We start from the raw sequence: 16,040 nt of genomic DNA, 5'->3' as shown, positions 1-16,040 counted from the left end.
GCCCCCTCGTCGGTCGTCCAAAAGCACGTTCGTTAGGTTGGTCACAATAGTCCCGGACGGCGTTTCCGGGCTACAGCTGAGGGGCGCCGCGGATCAGGTGGAACTGGGTGTGAGAGGTTCCAGCTTTCTGGGCGGTGCGGCGGTGAGGGCGGAAACCGCAACGCTGTTGGTGCGTTCGGGCCTGTACCAGCCGACGGCGGTGCCTCGAAGCGCCTGGAGGGCGGACCCGAAAATGACGTAAGCCCGAAGGGGTTCGTAGATCAGCCGGTAGATGGGAACCATCAGCAGGTGGAGGAGGTTCTCGCGCACCATCAGCACTGCCACGATGGAGATGAGCATGTGGGTGGCCGCCACGAACAGGGAGAAAATGGCGATGGCCTGCCATTCGCCGCGGCTGAGGCTCACCACGGCGACGATGACGGTGAGTGGCATAAAGATCAACGGGACAAGCACGGCGATCAGGGCGTAGGGCATGGTCAGCATGCCCAGCGCACCGTACCGGGGGTTGAAGAGCATGGCCCGGTGCTTGTACAGGGTCTGGATGTTGCCGTAGGTCCAGCGGAGCCGCTGTTTGAAGAGGCCGCGGAGGGTCATGGGTGCCTCGGTCCAGGCCACGGCTTCGTTTTCCTGGGCGATGCTGTAGCCGAGCCGCTGCAGGGTCAACGTGAGGTCGGCGTCCTCGGCCAGGGTGTCATGGGAGTAGCCGCCCGCCCGGACCAGGGCTTCCCGGCGCCAGGCGGCGCAGGCACCCGGGGCGATCGAGATGGCCCCCATAAGGCCCTCCGCCATGCGCGTGACGCAGATGCCCGAGAGGTATTCGAGGCTTTGCCAGGCCGTGATGAGGTTCCGGCGGTTCCCGACCTTGACGTGCCCGGCCACTGCTCCCACTTCCTTGCCGCTGCGTGGAGCCAGGAAGTGGCGGGCAAACATCTTGATGGTCTGTGGCTCGAACAGCGTGTCGCCGTCGAGGGTGATGATGATGTCCCCCCAGGACTCATCGATTCCGTGGTTGCTCGCCGCCGGCTTCCCGGCGTTGGGCTGGTTCACCACGCGGAGGGCAGGCCAGGTCCTGGCATACTCAGTCAGCACGGCGAGCGTGCCGTCAGTGGACCCGTCATTGACGGCCACCACTTCCATCAGCGGATAATCGCTGGCACGCAGGGCATCCAGGGTTTTCGAAACCACGAGCTCCTCATTGAACACCGGCAGGACCACGCTCACGAACGGCCACTCATTTTCCTTGAGGTTGTCCCAGCGGCGTTTCTTCATCTTGGCGTTGCTGACCAGGGCCAGGATGACAAACAGGAACGTCAGGATGGTGAGGGATCCGATGCCGAACCAGAACAGCCAGGTGAGCAGGATGTTCGGGGTGACAAGGTAGGCCGAGAGGGCCGTGAAGGTCGCGTTGTCTTCCAGCGTTGCGGGCACGTTGGTCCGCGGCACGAATTCTGATGGAAGCAAGGGCTGGAGGGTGGTGAAGGTATAGCCCTGTGCTTTCGCTTCCGTGATGAATTTCTTGAGCATGTTGACCGTTGCGGTGCGGTTTCCGCCGCCGTCATGGAGCAGCATAACGTGGCCTCGGCCGTCCAGCGCCGGGAGCTCTATCGGGTTATCGGGACTGTGTTGCCAGTCATGGGTGTCCAGGTCGAAGGCAATGTGGAGGTAGCCCAGCTGCTGGGCCTGCAACAGGGCCAGGGTGTTGTTTTCGGGATCGCCGGTGGGGATGCGGAACAGCCGGGATTCGTAGTTGGCCACCGACCTCATCACGCGGTCCGCTCCGACGATCTGCTGCCGGTTGTAGGCGTCATCGTGGGCCCAGAAGTCGATGTGGGATGCCGAGTGGTTTCCCACCATGTGGCCCTCCCGGACCATGCGCCGGAAGAGGTCGGGATATTTGACCACGTTGTCTCCGACGGCGAAGAAGGTGGCGGGGACGCCCTCGGTGGAGAGCAGGTCGAGGATTTCCGGCGTGTACGTGGGGTCGGGACCGTCGTCGAAGGTGAGCATCAGCGTGCGCTCCAGCGGGCGGCCGTAGCCCTCCACAACGTAGGGGCTGTCGCCCGTCATGAGGACTTCGTCGGGAGTGGCTTCCCGCCACACCGTGCCGCTGAACGGATCCTTCAGCAGCGTTTTGCCGTCCTTGTGTTCCACGAGGGCGATCCGGTGGAACGGGGCGACTTCTTTGTCGACGCCGATCCTCGGTATGTTCTCAAGGTCCTGGCCCACGAGGAGCTCGCGGGGATAGTCTGCAGCCTGGTTAAGGTTTGGCGGGCGCACCGGGGCGGTGGCGGCAGGAAGAATGGCGAGAGCGGACAGGACGACTATCAGCAGGCAGGCAAAAAGCAGGCCCAGAATTCGGCGCCAGCGTTTACCGCTGGCATCGAAAAAGACCGGTGGCCGGCCAAGCGGCTGCGGAGGGGCTGGAATGGTCATCAAAGTCCTCACCAGGAAAACCGCGCCTGCAGGTGTCTTTACAGGCGCCAGGGAGGTGACGCGGGACAGCAGATCGGGGGTGTGATCTGTCCACCCATGGCTCCCGGGCCCAGCAATTCCCGGAGTGTCACTTGATAAGAAGGCTAGGAGCCCTGCAGTCCCTGCACATCCGTAAGTGGTACTCGACTTTCCGATGGCTCCATACGTGTTCCGGTACCTGCCTGCGGGGGAGGACCACCTGCAGGGAATACTGGCGGTAGCATCGGTGCCAATGAACAAACCGTTGTGGATCTGCTGCCTGGTGGGCGCCGCCTTCGGGCTGGCCATGGGGCTTGCTGTTTTTGACAGCCCCTTCATCGGCTTTGCACTCGGGCTGGGCGCCGGCGCCTTGGTGGGAGCCGGCATCGGCCAGCGGCGCTAGCCGCGGAAGCCGGTCCGGAGGGGGAGTTGCGGTCTGACGGTTCCAGGCCCATCAAAGCAAGGGCAAGGGGCGGCCCCAACAGTGTTACTTGACATAATGTAGATTATCGGCGCTTTAGCAACGAGCCTTGGAAGGGGTCTGGCGGGTTCATCCAGGCGCCATGCGTGGGATCGATGGCAAGGACAGTTCCAAGGGGCAAATCCGCAGGTCAGCATTGTCTTAACCCGACTGCTCGTTAAGAATGTGTCAATGACGGTCTATGTGCGGTCCCTTGAAACAGCTGTCCCGAAAACGATGCTGATCCAGACGGAAGCCCGTGACGTGTTTGCGGCCCAGCCAGGTTTATCCAGGCTCGGCTCGCGGCTGGTCAGTACATGTTTCGATTCAGCGGCCATCGACACGCGTTTCACCGCCGTTGAGGAACTGACCAACGATTTCCGCTCGGACAACCCGCAGTTCTACGATCCGGCCACCGGTCTGCTGCTGAACCCCAGCACGAAGGTCCGCAACGAGATCTTCGGCCGGGAGGCCACCAAGCTCTTTGTGGACGCCGCCCGCGCTGCCGTTGCAGGGGCACCGGAACTCGATTTACTTGACATAACTCATCTCATCACAGTCTCCTGCACCGGGTTCTTCAACCCCGGCCCTGACTACAAAATCGTCCGCGAACTGGGCCTCGATCCGGCCGTCCAGCGCTACCACCTCGGCTTTATGGGCTGCTATGCGGCGTTTCCGGCGCTGCGGGCAGCGAAACTTTTCTGCGCGGCGGACCCGGACGCGGTGGTGCTGGTGGTGTGCGCGGAGCTGTGCTCCCTGCACGTCCGCACTTCCAACGATCCCGACACCATCATGGGGTCGGCCCTCTTCGCCGATGGTGCCGCGGCCGCCGTCGTCACAGCCCGGAGCGGCGCCGGGGAACATTCCTTGCTCCGGCTGGACCACTTCGAAACCGTCCTCACCCCGGTGGGCGAAGACTCCATGGCCTGGAACATCGGCGACCACGGGTTTGAGATGGTGCTGGGAAATTACGTGCCGCACATCATCGATGACCACATCGTGGGCGCCCTCCAGCCACTCCTGGCGAAGGATCCGGAACTGGCCGCACTCCCCTACACCTCTATCCGCCACTGGGCCATCCATCCGGGCGGCCGCAGCATCCTGGACAAAGTCCAGTCCCGGCTAGGCCTCACCGATGAACAGCTGGTCCCGGCTCGCGAGACGTTGCGCAACTACGGCAACATGAGCAGCTCCACGGTGCTGTTTGTGCTCAAGCACATCCTCGAACAGGACTCCGAAGACGGCGACGAACGGATCTGCTCCATGGCTTTCGGTCCCGGACTCACCGTGGAGACAGGACTCTTCACCAAGCTGCGGCAGGCACCTGCCGGAACGCAGCCGGACCAGGTGTCCGGCCATGCGGCGGCGGAAATGCCGGTTTCCTGAGCCTGGTGGACATTCTGATGCGGCAGCGCGCCGCCGACGCCGTGGAACTGATGGACCTGCCGGACTGCGACGCCCGGCTCCTGGACAACACCTACCGCCAGTTCGGCCTGGTCAATCGGGTCCTGTCCGGCTGGCGGAGGCTCTACGTCCGTGGACTGCGTCCGGGGCTGGCGGCGAGCACAGCTCCTGGCACGTTGCTTGACATCGGCTCCGGCGGCGGCGACCTGGCCTACCAGCTCGCCGAATGGGCCCGCCACGACGGGCTGGCGCTGCGGATCACCGGCATCGACCCCGACGCCCGGGCGGCCGCCTTCGCCCGCGGACGTCCGCCGCGGCCCGGGGTGGAATTCCGGCAGGCGCACAGCTCAGACCTGGTCCGGGAAGGCAGCAGCTTCGACTACGTCATCTCAAACCACGTGCTCCACCACCTTTCGCCCGGCGGGCTCCAGCAGCTCCTATCCGACTCCGCCGCCCTGGCCCGCCGGAGAGTGCTCCACAACGACCTGCGCCGCAGCGCCGCCGCGTACGCACTCTTCTGGGCCGCCGCCCTGCCCTTCCGCGATTCCTACATCCGCGTTGACGGCCTGACGTCCATCCGCCGGAGCTACACCCGCGCGGAACTATCGGCACTCGCCCCGCCGGGCTGGACCGTGGAACCCTCCGCAGCGTTCCACCACGTCCTCGCCCTGCGCAGGAACTGACGTGGCCACGGACGTCCTGGTCATCGGCGGGGGTCCTGTGGGCCTGTACCTCGCCGCTTTGCTGCTCCAGGACGGCGTCAGCGTGAAGGTGCTTGAACAGCGGCAGGAAAGGAACCTGCACACACGGGCCATCGGCATCCACCCGCCCGCCCTTGAAGCGTTGGACCAGGTTGGAATTGCAGGTTCTGCCGTCAACCACGGGGTCCGGATCAGGGAGGGTATGGCGGTCAGCGGCGGAAAGACCATAGGCGCCATGTCCTTTGGCGACGTCTCCGACGCGTTCCCGTTTGTCCTGGCCCTGCCCCAGTTCCGCACGGAGCAGCTCCTTGAGGAGCGTGTCCGCCAACTCGACGGCAATGCGCTGGTGCGCGGTGTGCGGGCCATGGAAGTGAGGGACGACGGCGGACGGGTCACCGTTGGTGCTGAGGCGTTCGGGGAGGCCGGGTGCCACCGGATGGAGTTCGCCGCCTCCCTGGTGGTGGCGGCCGACGGCGCGCGATCCCGGGTGCGCAGCCTTCTGGGTGTGTCCGTGGACAGCAGGAACTACCCCGACCATTACCTCATGGGAGATTTCCAGGACCCGGGGCCCTACGGCGACAGAGCCGTCCTGTTCCTTGAGCGCGGCGGAATCGTTGAGTCTTTCCCCTTGCCCGGCGGTGTCCGGCGGTGGGTGGTGCGGCTGGGCAGGCCCGCCGGCACTGCGGAGCCGGACCGGCTGGCGGACCTGGTGCGGGAACGGACCGGAATCCTTCCGGACGCGCGGACCAACACCATGCTGAGCGCCTTCAGCGTCCGGTCCGCCCTTGCCCGCAGGATGGCCTCGGGGCGGGTGGTCCTGATTGGAGACGCGGCACACGAGATCAGCCCTATCGGGGGCCAGGGCATGAATCTCGGCTGGCTGGACGCCCAGGCCCTCTCCCCCGTTATCCGGTCGGCGTTGTCGGGCGGGAAGGACAGGACGGGGCGGCAGTTCGAGGAGTTCGAGGCCGGGCGGCGCCGGGCGGCCGTGCTGGCCAGGCGCCAGTCCGAAATCAACATGATGCTGGGCCGTCCGTTGCCCGTGCCGTTGCTGACCGTGCGGAACCTGGCGATCAGCGCCGCTGCCGGCACCCCGGCCGTCAACCGCTGGGTTGCCCGGCGGTTCACCATGCAGTCACCGGCCCCCGCCAGGCTGGCCGGCAGCAGCTACCGGTAATAGCAGTCGTAACTGTCCTGGCTGACAATCAACCCGTCGCGCACTTCAAAGACCGACGACGTCCTGGCCCGGATCGTTTCACCCCGGTCCCAGTAGCGGAGGTCCATCCGCACCGTCGCAGACCAGTCGGCTTCCACAGCCACCCGGCCGCCCTCGCAGGTGGTCCGCCGGATGAGGAACTTCTGGTCCGCCACCACATTCGGGCTTTGATCGGCTCCCGCCAGGACGTCGGGCAGCGTGCGGGTGGAGCCTTCAGGTGCCAGGAGGTGCGGGGCCTCCACCAGGACAAACGAGTCAGCAAGGAAAGGCCGGATCCCGGCCGCTCCCCCGCCCGCTTCCAGCACACGGATGAACCCCAGGACGCACTCCAGTGGGGAGGTGTCCACTCGCGGGGTGTCCTGCGTCAGGTGGTTCAGTGCTTTGTTGTGCTGCGGGGAAGGCTCAGGCATGGGATAGACACTAGCTGAGCGTCCGTGTTCCGGCAGGCCATTAGGCTTTGCTCATGAGCCAGAGCGCGCCCGGAACAGACCTCACCGCAGTACAAATCCGCGAAAAAGTGGAGCAGATCCTCGCCGCCGGGACCCTTCCGCCCATTGTGCAGGCCGGACACCCCGCCCTCCGCCAGCGCGCCGCGGCGTTCGACGGGCAGCTGTCCGGCGAGCTGCTCACCCGGCTGATCACCCTCATGCGCGAGGTGATGCACCAGGCGCCCGGCGTGGGCCTCGCAGCGCCGCAACTCGGTATCCCCCTGCAGCTGGCCGTCCTCGAGGACCAGTTCGATGTCGACCCCGAAGCTGCCGCCCTGCGGAACCGGAGCCCGCTGGAGTTCCTGGCCATCGTGAACCCCAGCTATACGCCGCTTGGCCCCGGGCTTGCCTCCTTTTATGAGGGCTGCCTGTCGCTCAACGGCCTGCAGGCCGTTGTTGCCCGCCACGAACACGTCCTGCTCGAATTCCAGACCCCCGACGGAGCGGCCGCGCGGCGGGAGTTTTCCGGCTGGCAGGCCCGGATTGTGCAGCACGAGACGGACCACCTGAATGGAGTGCTGTACGTGGACAGGGCCCAACTGCGGTCGCTCAGCAGCAACGCCGAATACGCGGCGCACTGGGCGGAGGCAGGCATCAGCAGGGCTCAGCACGGGCTCGGTTTCGATGCCGGTCCTGCCGGTATCAGCCGCACGTGAATTCCCGCGCCTGACCTCCTGCGCCTGACATCGCCGGGAAACGCGAGGCCACGCGCTCTAGGATGGTTTCCATGCCCTCCACCATGGACCTTCCACTGCTGTGCCCGGTATGCTCCCATCCCCTGGACCTTCGGGGAACAGCCTCAGGGCAGGGCCGCCTGGCCTGCCCCTCCGGACACAGTTTCGACGCCGCGCGGCAGGGATACTTCAACCTGCTGGTGGGTAAGGGGACGGCCTTCGAGGCCGACTCGGCTGACATGGTCCAGGCGCGCGCCGAATTTCTGGGGGACGGCCATTACGGGCCCCTTGCAGACGCGGTGGCAGCCGCCGTCGTACCCTTCCTCCCGGCGGACCGCGCGGCGGTGCTGGACTCGGGAACGGGGACCGGGCACTATCTCCGGGTTCTGCTCGATGCCGCCGCGGCCCAGGACAGGAAAGTCTCCGCCCTTGGCCTGGACATCTCAAAGTTCGCCCTCCGCCGGGCCGCGCGGCTCAATCCTGAAGCCGTAAACCTGGTCTGCGACATCTGGCAAACCCTGCCGCTGGCGGATCACTCAGTGGATGCCATCACCGTAATCTTTGCACCGCGCAATGCGGCGGAATTTGCCCGGGTGCTGCGGCCGTCCGGGCGGCTGGTGGTGGTCACTCCCCGTGCCGGGCACCTGGCCTCCCTGGCAGCTGTGACCGGCATGCTGGGCCTTGAGGAGGGAAAGGAAGCGCGGCTGGCCGAAGCCATGGAAAGCCATTTCGACGGCGGAACGGCCTCCGCCGTCGACATCCCCTTGGCACTGACACGCCGGGAGGCCGCCGACCTGGCCTTCATGGGGCCGGCCGGGCACCACCTGGACCGCGAGGCCATCTCCGCCCGCCTTGAAGAACTGCCAGAGCCGATCACCGCAGAAGCGAAGTTCCACGTCATGGTCTTCCGGCCCGGGAAGCGTGCCGCCGCGTAACGAGTTGGCCACTATCCGCCGGCCGGACCCGTGGGCCTGCCCGCAGCCTGCAAGCCGGCACTAATATTGAAGAACAGTTACTGGCGGGTGCGCGTCCGCGGCTCCCCGTAGCAAAGGGGGAGAACTTGTTCGAATGGCTGGGGGAAAACTGGTGGGCGTTGTGGCTCACGGCTTTCCTGGCGTTTGCGGTGATCGAGATGATCACGCTTGACCTGTTTTTCATCATGCTCGGCGGCGGAACCCTGGCCGCACTGGTGGCCGACTTCGCGGGCGCTGACCTGTGGCTGCAGATTGTGGTCTTCTGCGTGGTGTCCCTGCTGATGATCGCCTTTGTCCGGCCCGTAGCCCTGTCGCACCTGAAGAAGGGCCCTGCCGACCAGCGGACCAACGTTGACCGGCTGATCGGCGAGCAGGCGTTGGTGATGGAACCGGTGTCCTCCGACGGAGGCCTGGTCAAAATCGGCGGTGACATCTGGACCGCCCGTTCTGCCGGCGGCGTCCTGGCCGCCGGGCAACGAGTTGTGGTCTCCGCTATCGACGGGGCAACGGCAGTAGTTGCCGCCCCGCCCGAGCAGCTGGCCAGTCCTGATACAGCCTGATCAATTGGGGAACAAGGAGATGTATGGATAACGCCGGAGGAACTGCATTGGCCATTGTGCTGGTAGTCCTGATCGTGTTTGTGATAATCGTTCTGGTCCGCTCGGTGCGGATCATTCCGCAAGCGCGCGCGGGCGTGGTGGAACGGCTGGGCAAGTACCAGCGCACGCTGAACCCGGGACTCACCATCCTGATTCCCTTTGCGGACCGGCTCCTGCCGCTGCTGGACCTCCGCGAACAGGTGGTGTCGTTCCCTCCGCAGCCGGTCATCACCGAGGACAACCTGGTGGTCTCCATCGACACTGTGGTCTACTTCCAGGTCACGGATCCACGGGCCGCCACCTACGAAATCGCCAACTACATCCAGGCAGTGGAACAGCTGACCACCACTACCCTTCGCAACGTGGTGGGCGGCCTGAACCTGGAAGAGGCACTGACGTCCCGCGACCAGATCAACGGCCAGCTGCGCGGTGTGCTGGACGAGGCCACCGGCCGCTGGGGCATCCGCGTATCGCGGGTGGAACTGAAGGCCATCGACCCGCCCCACTCCATCCAGGACTCGATGGAGAAGCAGATGCGCGCCGAGCGCGACCGGCGCGCCGCAATCCTCACGGCCGAGGGCACCAAGCAGTCTGCCATCCTGACTGCCGAGGGCCAGCGGCAGGCGTCCATCCTGGCGGCCGAAGGTGATGCCAAGGCAGCCATCCTCCGTGCAGACGGTGAGGCGCAGGCCATCCAGAAGGTCTTTGACGCCATCCACAAAGGCAACCCTGACCAGAAGCTGCTGGCCTACCAATACCTGCAGACCCTGCCCAAGCTGGCGGAAGGCTCCTCCAACAAGCTCTGGATCATCCCCAGCGAGGTCGGCGAAGCGCTCAAGGGCATTGGCAATGCCCTGGGCGGAACCACTCCTGAAACCGGTGTTGCCGGGCTGTTCGATGAGGTGGGGGCCAAGCCTTCCGAGCCCTAAGCCGTGCTCTGCCAGGCCAGGGAAGGGATCCGCAGGTTGCTGCGGATCCTTTCATTTTGGCTGGCACGGCATGGCACGCGTATAATTGGGTATTTGTCTGGCAGGAGTAGATCCGCTGGAACAACCAAGCTTCGCAATGCGTTGAATCTAAGGATGCAGCACAATGCACAAAGTAGTCCGGAGGCGCTCGGCGCCGCCGGCTAGCGCGGGTTCTACACCGCGAACCGACCAGAGGGAGAAATCATGAGCGATCGCAGCCTGCGGGGCATGCGCCTAGGTGCGCAGAGCATGGAGACCGAGTCCGGAGTCGAGCCGGCTCCGCGCCAGCGCGTCGAATACCGGTGCGAAGACGGCGAGCAGGTCTTTGTCACCTTCTCCTCCGAAGCGGAGATTCCTCCGGTATGGGTTTCCAAGACCGGCAAGGAAGCGCTCCTGGTTGACGGAGAACGCCCGGACACCAGCAACGACAAGGCTGTCCGAACGCACTGGGACATGCTGTTGGAACGCCGCTCCCTGCCGGAACTGGAGCAGATCCTCGAGGACCGCCTCACCATCCTGCGCGAACGCCGCGGCGAACGCCGGTCCGCGTAAGACCACTGAATTCAACAAAATGGGCCGTCCCGCGCACTGTGCGGGACGGCCCATTTGTTGTAGTGCTGCAGTGTTACTGCCGTGCCTGCGTCTTGCGGGTGAGGGTGTTCCAGCGTGCCTGGAGTCCCCACTTGGTGACGTTGATCATTGCTTCCACCACGATGTTGCCGCTCATCTTGGAGGCGCCGAGTTCGCGCTCCACGAAGGTGATGGGACGTTCCTCGATCCGCAGCCCCATCCGGGCCACCCGCCAGGCGAGATCCACCTGGAAGCCGTAGCCCACGGAGTCCACCTGGTCCAGGTTCAGCTTTTCCAGTGTGGTCCTGCGGAAGGCGCGGTAGCCGCCGGTGACGTCCTTGATCTTCAGGCCCAGCATCAGCCGCGCATAGGTGCTGCCCACCCGGGAGATGGCCTGGCGGTAGAGCGGCCAGTTCACTACGCTGCCGCCGGGGACCCAGCGCGAGCCCATGGCAAGATCGGCGCCCTGGTCGATGGCCTCGAGGAGCTGGGGAAGCTGTTCGGGCTGGTGGGAACCGTCGGCGTCCATTTCCACCAGGACGTCGTATCCGGCGTCCAGGCCCCACTTGAAGCCGGCGATGTAGGCTGCGCCCAGGCCTTCCTTGCCCTTGCGGTGCAGGACGTGGACCTGGGAGTCCTCTGCGGCGATCCCGTCGGCGAGCTGGCCGGTGCCGTCCGGGCTGTTGTCATCCACTACCAGCACGTCCGAGGCCGGGACTGCTGCGCGGAGCCGCTGCAGCGTGATGGGCAGCGATTCCAGCTCGTTGTAGGTAGGGATGATCGTAAGGACGCGCACAGAGAGCCTTCCTGGTGGGAGCAGTCGGTGCACCCGCTGGCCAGGTGAAACCGCTGGCGGGCGCAGCTACCCATTATAGGGCGCCGGGCATTGGGGTCAGGAACGCAGCGCAGGGCTTGCGAACAACTCCAGGCCATCGCGCACCGTCTGCAGGCATACGGGGTCCGAGCCTGTGTCCAGCGCGGGCAGCAGGGGTGTGCGGGCTCTGGGGTCGGTGCTCCAGGACTGGACCCGGCCATCAGCCACCTGGACCATCAGTTCCTCAACCTCCCAGACGGCGAAGCTGGCAGGAGCCCCGGGAACCAGTTGCCCGGCCATGGGATTGGAATACTTTGCTGCCCGCCACCCGGCCCGGGTGTGGCCCAGGAACGCCGCCCGCGCCGAGATCCGTTGTTCCTCGTTGTGGTGTTCCAGGCAGGCCCGGACGCTGGACCATGGGCGCAACGGCGTCACCGGGCTGTCACTGCCGAAGCAGACAGGAACACCTGCGGAGTACAGGCTCGCAAAGGGGTTCATGGATGTACTCCGCTCCCCCAGCCGCTTTTCGTAGAGGCCGCCCCTGCCACCCCAGGCAGCATCAAAGGCGGGCTGGGCGCTGACGGTGACAGAGTAGCGGGCCAGGGCTTCCACCGCCGCCGCGTCCGCCATTTCCACATGTTCGAACCGGTGGCCCGCAGCCCTGATCCGCTGCTCCCCCACCTCGGCGGCCGCAAGCTCCAAAGCCTGCAGGGCGGCATCCAGCCCGGCATCACCAATGATGTGGAAGCCGCCCTGGATGCCCGCGAGGGAGCAGGCGGCCAGATGGGCTGCGGCTTCCTCCGCGCTGAGGTACAGGCTGCCGGTTTCACCGGCGGCATCGGCGTAGCCGGACCTGAGCGCCGCCGTCCGCGACCCGATGGAGCCGTCGATGTTCAGGTCCCCTGCCAGGCCGCGCACGCCGGGTCCCAGCTGGCCAAGAATGCTGCGGGCGTGTTCTTCCGAGGACGCCAGTTCGCCCCAGTACGGCAGTACTTCGGGCGTTGGCGTGCCTTCACCCGTGCCGTTGTTCCAGGTCAGGGCCAGACGCAGGTCCTCAGCGCCGCCAATGTGCGGAGCGCCCATCTCCACCAGCGCCACGTAGCCGTGGGACGCGGCCTCGGCCAGGGCACGCTGCTGGTGGCGGCGGAGCACGTCGTCGGGGAGCCGGCGCGTTGCCTGCCGGGCAGCTGCGTGGGCTGCGCGAGTGACCCTTGCGCCGCCGTCGTACCCGTCCAGGCCGCGGAGGGCGGCAGCGCCGGCCAGCGACGGCGAAACCAGCGCGGAGTGCACGTCAACGCGGGAGAGGTAGACAGGCCGGCCGCCCGATGCCCGTTCCAGTTCCTCCGCTGTGGGCAGGGCCGCGTCAGCCCAGGTGGCGTCGTCCCAGCCATGGCCGAGGACCGGGCCGGCGCCCGGGGCCGCGGCCACCGCATCCAGGAGCTCCCTGGCCGAGGAAACAGCCTGCAGCGCCAGGGAATCCAGGGCGATGCCGGTTTCCGTCAGATGGGCGTGCGAGTCGACGAAGCCCGGCGCAACGAGGGCGCCGCGGAGGTCAATGATTTCCATGGAGCTGTCCGCGATGGAGGATGCCGCCTGCTCCGACCCCACCCATGCCACCGTGTCACCGTCCACGAGCATGGCTGTTGCAAAGGGGTCGGCTGCCGTGTAGACGGACCCGTTGCGGTACAGCACGGGGCGGGACGTGGATGATGGTTCAGCGCTCGGCATGGGAAGGCAAACTCCTGGGGTTGGGCGGCCGGCCGCAGCCGGCAGGGAAGGTCAGAGGACGGAGGAATACGCCACGACGCCGCGGCGGATCAGGGCGATGGCGTCCGAGCACAGGCGTGCCAGGCGGGGATCGAGGCCGGGAATTTTCGCCAGCTGGTCCAACAGGTCAACCACCTGCTTCACCCACCGGACAAAGTCCCCTGCGGCGAGATCGGTCCCGCTCAGGACGTCCTGCAGGTGCCGGCCGCGGGCCCACTTGTAGATCGGCCACACGAGGCCCAGCTCGGGCTCGCCGGTCAGCGGCAGCTTGTTTTCCTCTTCAACGTCCTCCAGCGCGGACCATTCCCTGACCACGACGTCCACGGACGTCTCCAGCGAGATGCTGGGCATCCGCGGCCGGAGTCCCCGGTCCTCGCGCTTGGCCTGGTAGACCAGCACGCTGGCAAGTGCCGCCACTTCCGCGGCTTCGAGGTCATCAAAGGCGCCAAGCCGCAGGGACTGTGAGATCAGCAGGTCCTTTTCGCCGTAGATCCGGCGCAGCCGCTGCCCGTCGGGGCTGATCAGCAGCCTGCCGTCACCGGCCGGTTCAAGGTAACCGTAAGACGAGAGCACATCGCAGACGCGGTCAAACGTCTTGGCGATGGTGTTGGTGCGGCCCTGGATCTGCCGCACCAGCCCGTCGGTTTCGCGCCGGAGCTTCCACCAGCGTTCGGACCAGCGGGCGTGGTCCTCCCGTTCGCTGCAGCCGTGGCACGGGTGCGCCCGGAGGGCACGCCGGAGGTCTGCGATGCGCTTCTCCTGGTTGGGCAGCGACGTGGCGAGGCCAAAATCGTTGTTCCGGTTGTTCCCCGGGGCGGGCGGACGGTTCTCCCGCAGCGCGTTCCGGGCCGAGGACGCCAGGTCCCGCCGCGACTTGGGGACCTTGGCGTTGAACGATTTGGGAATGCGGATCCGCGTGACCGGGGAGATGGGTCCTTCCAGGTCGTCGTTGCCGATCCGGCGCAGCTGGTTGTCCAGCGTCAGCACGGCGGGCCGCGGCTCCCGGCTGCTGTGGTCCGAGCTGAGCACAACCGCCGGCCCGGGCGCCCTTCCGCCGGGGACATTAACGACGTCGCCCGGAAGCAAACGGGCCAGCGAATCATCGTTGAGCGACTTACGCGCCCGTGACTTGGTCCGTGAGGTTACATTTTCGGCGTCGGACAATTCCCGGCGCAACCGTGCGTACTCCGTGAAGTCGCCGAGGTGGCAGGTCATCGACTTGGCGTACCCGGCCAGCGATTCTTCACGGCTGCGGACCTGCTTTGCCAGGCCCACCACGGAACGGTCTGCCTGGAACTGGGCAAAGGAGGATTCCAGGATTTCGCGGGCCCTGGCCCGGCCGAACTGGGCCAGGAGATTGATGCTCATGTTGTAGGTGGGCCGGAAACTGGAGTTCAGCGGGTAGGTACGCCGGGACGCGAGGCCGGCTACCGCCGTCGGGTCCGTACCCGGCTGCCACAGCACCACGGCGTGGCCCTCGACGTCGATGCCGCGCCGGCCGGCGCGGCCGGTCAGCTGGGTGTACTCGCCCGCCGTGATGTCCACGTGGGCTTCGCCGTTGAACTTGTCCAGCTTTTCCAGCACCACCGACCGGGCCGGCATGTTTACGCCGAGGGCCAGGGTTTCGGTGGCGAAGACCGCCTTGACGAGCCCGTCCGCGAAAAGCTTCTCCACCACCTCCTTGAACGTGGGCAGCATGCCGGCGTGGTGCGCGGCGAAACCCCGGAGCAGACCGTCACGCCAGGTCCAGAACCCCAGCACGTCCAGGTCATCCGGCGGGATGTCATGGCCGGCCTCGTCAACCCGCTGGGCGATGATCCGCTGCTCCTTCTCGGTGGTCAGCCACAGGCCGGAGCCCACGCACTGCGCCACGGCGGCATCACATCCGGCCCGGGAAAAAATGAAGGTGATGGCGGGCAGAAGGTCCATCCTGTCCAGGCTTGCGATCACCTGGGGCCGGCTGGCAGGGCGAACGCCCCGCTCGTCGCCACCGCGTCCGGGCCGGTCATTGCCGCGCCTGCCACGCTGTCCCCGGCCGGCGGGGCCGGACCTGGCGCGGAAACTCTGCATGCTTTCGCTTCTGGCCACGGTCAGGAGGTCCGGGTTCACATCGAAGCCCCGGCCCCTGGGGTTGTCTTTCCGGCTGTCCCTGGATGGCTCTTCCCCGGGCTCGGCGTCCACGGGCGGGGCGATCTCGTCGAAAGTGGTTTCGCCGGCGAAGAGGTCCATGATCTGCCGGCCCACCATGACGTGCTGCCACAGCGGCACCGGGCGGTGTTCAGAAACAATGATGTCCGTGTCGCCACGGACGGTATCAAGCCAGGCACCGAACTCTTCGGCGTTGGAAACGGTGGCACTGAGCGAGGCCACCTGCACCTCGCTGGGAAGGTGGATGATGACTTCTTCCCAGACGGCGCCGCGGAACCGGTCTGCAAGGTAGTGCACCTCGTCCATCACCACGTAGCCGAGGTCATCCAGGGTGGCCGAATCGGCGTAGAGCATGTTGCGCAGGACCTCGGTGGTCATCACCACCACCGGAGCATCGCCGTTGATGCTGGTGTCCCCGGTCAGCAGGCCCACGTTTTGGGCGCCGTACTTTTCGGTGAGCTCCGTGAACTTCTGGTTGCTCAGAGCCTTGATGGGTGTGGTGTAGAAGGCTTTGAGGCCGCGCTGCAAGGCGAGGTAGATGGCGAACTCGCCCACGATAGTTTTGCCGGCACCGGTGGGCGCCGCCACCAGGACTCCCCTGCCCTCCTGCAGTGATTTGCACGCCTGGCGCTGGAAATCATCCAGTTCGAAGTCCAGGGTCCGAATGAAGGAGCCCAGATAGGTGGCTGCTTCTGCCCTTCGTTCAGCGCTGGCGCGGTATCTTTCGGCCGGAGAAAGCTCCTCTGGATCGCTGGGCCCGGCGGAGAGTGGGCCAGTGGAGAACGGCCCGGTATTGGAGGACATAT

At 66.1% G+C, this 16,040-nt stretch carries 14 protein-coding genes; 9 read left to right on the top strand and 5 right to left on the bottom strand.

Translation table 11 applies throughout. The features are described 5' to 3' along the window. Positions 1-93: 93 nt before the first annotated feature. On the bottom strand, positions 94-2,433 hold the full coding sequence (locus AC3A4Z_RS02615) for a bifunctional polysaccharide deacetylase/glycosyltransferase family 2 protein (protein ID WP_498709848.1): 2,340 nt from the start codon (positions 2,431-2,433) through the stop codon (positions 94-96). Positions 2,434-2,704: 271 nt separating this feature from the next. Between AC3A4Z_RS02615 and AC3A4Z_RS02610 the strand changes: the two genes are divergently transcribed. From AC3A4Z_RS02610 to AC3A4Z_RS02595, 4 genes are all read left to right on the top strand, one after another. Then, on the top strand, positions 2,705-2,854 hold the full coding sequence (locus tag AC3A4Z_RS02610; protein WP_493969031.1) for a hypothetical protein: 150 nt from the start codon (positions 2,705-2,707) through the stop codon (positions 2,852-2,854). Positions 2,855-3,103: 249 nt separating this feature from the next. Then, entirely contained in the window at positions 3,104-4,297 is a 1,194-nt protein-coding gene (locus AC3A4Z_RS02605; protein WP_498709846.1) for a type III polyketide synthase, read from the top strand. A 17-nt stretch (positions 4,298-4,314) separates the two neighbouring features. Continuing rightward, a complete protein-coding gene (locus AC3A4Z_RS02600) occupies positions 4,315-4,998 on the top strand; it encodes a methyltransferase domain-containing protein (protein ID WP_498710067.1) in 684 nt (227 codons plus the stop codon). Position 4,999: 1 nt separating this feature from the next. Beyond that, the gene (locus AC3A4Z_RS02595) at positions 5,000-6,193 is read left to right on the top strand and encodes an FAD-dependent oxidoreductase (RefSeq protein ID WP_498709843.1); all 1,194 of its coding nucleotides are present in this window, start codon (positions 5,000-5,002) and stop codon (positions 6,191-6,193) included. On the opposite strand, the gene AC3A4Z_RS02590 is transcribed toward AC3A4Z_RS02595, so the two are convergent. Continuing rightward, complete coding sequence (locus AC3A4Z_RS02590) at positions 6,184-6,642, bottom strand: nuclear transport factor 2 family protein (RefSeq protein WP_498709841.1); 459 nt, start codon at positions 6,640-6,642, stop codon at positions 6,184-6,186. The two genes, AC3A4Z_RS02595 and AC3A4Z_RS02590, sit on opposite strands and share 10 nt — an antisense overlap. A 53-nt stretch (positions 6,643-6,695) precedes the next feature. Between AC3A4Z_RS02590 and AC3A4Z_RS02585 the strand changes: the two genes are divergently transcribed. The 5 genes from AC3A4Z_RS02585 to AC3A4Z_RS02565 all read left to right on the top strand — a co-directional run bounded on the left by AC3A4Z_RS02585 (position 6,696) and on the right by AC3A4Z_RS02565 (position 10,487). Beyond that, a complete protein-coding gene (locus AC3A4Z_RS02585) occupies positions 6,696-7,376 on the top strand; it encodes a peptide deformylase (protein WP_498709839.1) in 681 nt (226 codons plus the stop codon). Positions 7,377-7,447: 71 nt separating this feature from the next. Further along, positions 7,448-8,329 carry a putative RNA methyltransferase gene (locus AC3A4Z_RS02580; protein ID WP_498709835.1) on the top strand — a complete coding sequence of 294 codons (882 nt, stop codon included), beginning with the start codon at positions 7,448-7,450 and terminating at the stop codon, positions 8,327-8,329. Between the two features lie 125 nt (positions 8,330-8,454). Further along, entirely contained in the window at positions 8,455-8,928 is a 474-nt protein-coding gene (locus tag AC3A4Z_RS02575; RefSeq protein ID WP_498709833.1) for an NfeD family protein, read from the top strand. A 23-nt stretch (positions 8,929-8,951) separates the two neighbouring features. Then, positions 8,952-9,896 (top strand): SPFH domain-containing protein, encoded by a 945-nt coding sequence (locus AC3A4Z_RS02570; RefSeq protein ID WP_498709831.1) that lies wholly within the window; start codon positions 8,952-8,954, stop codon positions 9,894-9,896. Between the two features lie 243 nt (positions 9,897-10,139). Then, entirely contained in the window at positions 10,140-10,487 is a 348-nt protein-coding gene (locus AC3A4Z_RS02565) for an RNA polymerase-binding protein RbpA (RefSeq protein WP_013600997.1), read from the top strand. A 73-nt stretch (positions 10,488-10,560) separates the two neighbouring features. Here the strand turns inward: AC3A4Z_RS02565 and AC3A4Z_RS02560 are convergent, their stop codons facing one another. The 3 genes from AC3A4Z_RS02560 to AC3A4Z_RS02550 all read right to left on the bottom strand — a co-directional run bounded on the left by AC3A4Z_RS02560 (position 10,561) and on the right by AC3A4Z_RS02550 (position 16,038). After that, complete coding sequence (locus AC3A4Z_RS02560) at positions 10,561-11,301, bottom strand: polyprenol monophosphomannose synthase (protein ID WP_498709828.1); 741 nt, start codon at positions 11,299-11,301, stop codon at positions 10,561-10,563. A gap of 96 nt (positions 11,302-11,397) precedes the next feature. Next, positions 11,398-13,047 (bottom strand): amidohydrolase, encoded by a 1,650-nt coding sequence (locus AC3A4Z_RS02555; protein ID WP_498709827.1) that lies wholly within the window; start codon positions 13,045-13,047, stop codon positions 11,398-11,400. A gap of 51 nt (positions 13,048-13,098) precedes the next feature. Continuing rightward, positions 13,099-16,038, bottom strand: coding sequence for a DEAD/DEAH box helicase (locus tag AC3A4Z_RS02550; protein ID WP_498709826.1), 2,940 nt, complete (start codon positions 16,036-16,038; stop codon positions 13,099-13,101). Between the last annotated feature and the right edge of the window lie 2 nt (positions 16,039-16,040).

It is taken from the genome of Arthrobacter sp. Soil_C_49 (assembly GCF_057656635.1).
This window is presented reverse-complemented; position numbering and strand designations above follow the sequence as displayed.

Bases quoted from the DNA above. Each gene is read 5' to 3' on its own strand.
- AC3A4Z_RS02610 (WP_493969031.1), top strand. From the start codon at position 2,705: ATGAACAAACCGTTGTGGATCTGCTGCCTGGTGGGCGCCGCCTTCGGG.
- AC3A4Z_RS02580 (WP_498709835.1), top strand. From the start codon at position 7,448: ATGCCCTCCACCATGGACCTTCCACTGCTGTGCCCGGTATGCTCCCAT.
- AC3A4Z_RS02605 (WP_498709846.1), top strand. From the start codon at position 3,104: ATGACGGTCTATGTGCGGTCCCTTGAAACAGCTGTCCCGAAAACGATG.
- AC3A4Z_RS02615 (WP_498709848.1), bottom strand. From the start codon at position 2,433: ATGACCATTCCAGCCCCTCCGCAGCCGCTTGGCCGGCCACCGGTCTTT.
- AC3A4Z_RS02590 (WP_498709841.1), bottom strand. From the start codon at position 6,642: ATGCCTGAGCCTTCCCCGCAGCACAACAAAGCACTGAACCACCTGACG.
- AC3A4Z_RS02550 (WP_498709826.1), bottom strand. From the start codon at position 16,038: ATGTCCTCCAATACCGGGCCGTTCTCCACTGGCCCACTCTCCGCCGGG.
- AC3A4Z_RS02600 (WP_498710067.1), top strand. From the start codon at position 4,315: ATGCGGCAGCGCGCCGCCGACGCCGTGGAACTGATGGACCTGCCGGAC.
- AC3A4Z_RS02585 (WP_498709839.1), top strand. From the start codon at position 6,696: ATGAGCCAGAGCGCGCCCGGAACAGACCTCACCGCAGTACAAATCCGC.
- AC3A4Z_RS02565 (WP_013600997.1), top strand. From the start codon at position 10,140: ATGAGCGATCGCAGCCTGCGGGGCATGCGCCTAGGTGCGCAGAGCATG.
- AC3A4Z_RS02570 (WP_498709831.1), top strand. From the start codon at position 8,952: ATGGATAACGCCGGAGGAACTGCATTGGCCATTGTGCTGGTAGTCCTG.
- AC3A4Z_RS02555 (WP_498709827.1), bottom strand. From the start codon at position 13,047: ATGCCGAGCGCTGAACCATCATCCACGTCCCGCCCCGTGCTGTACCGC.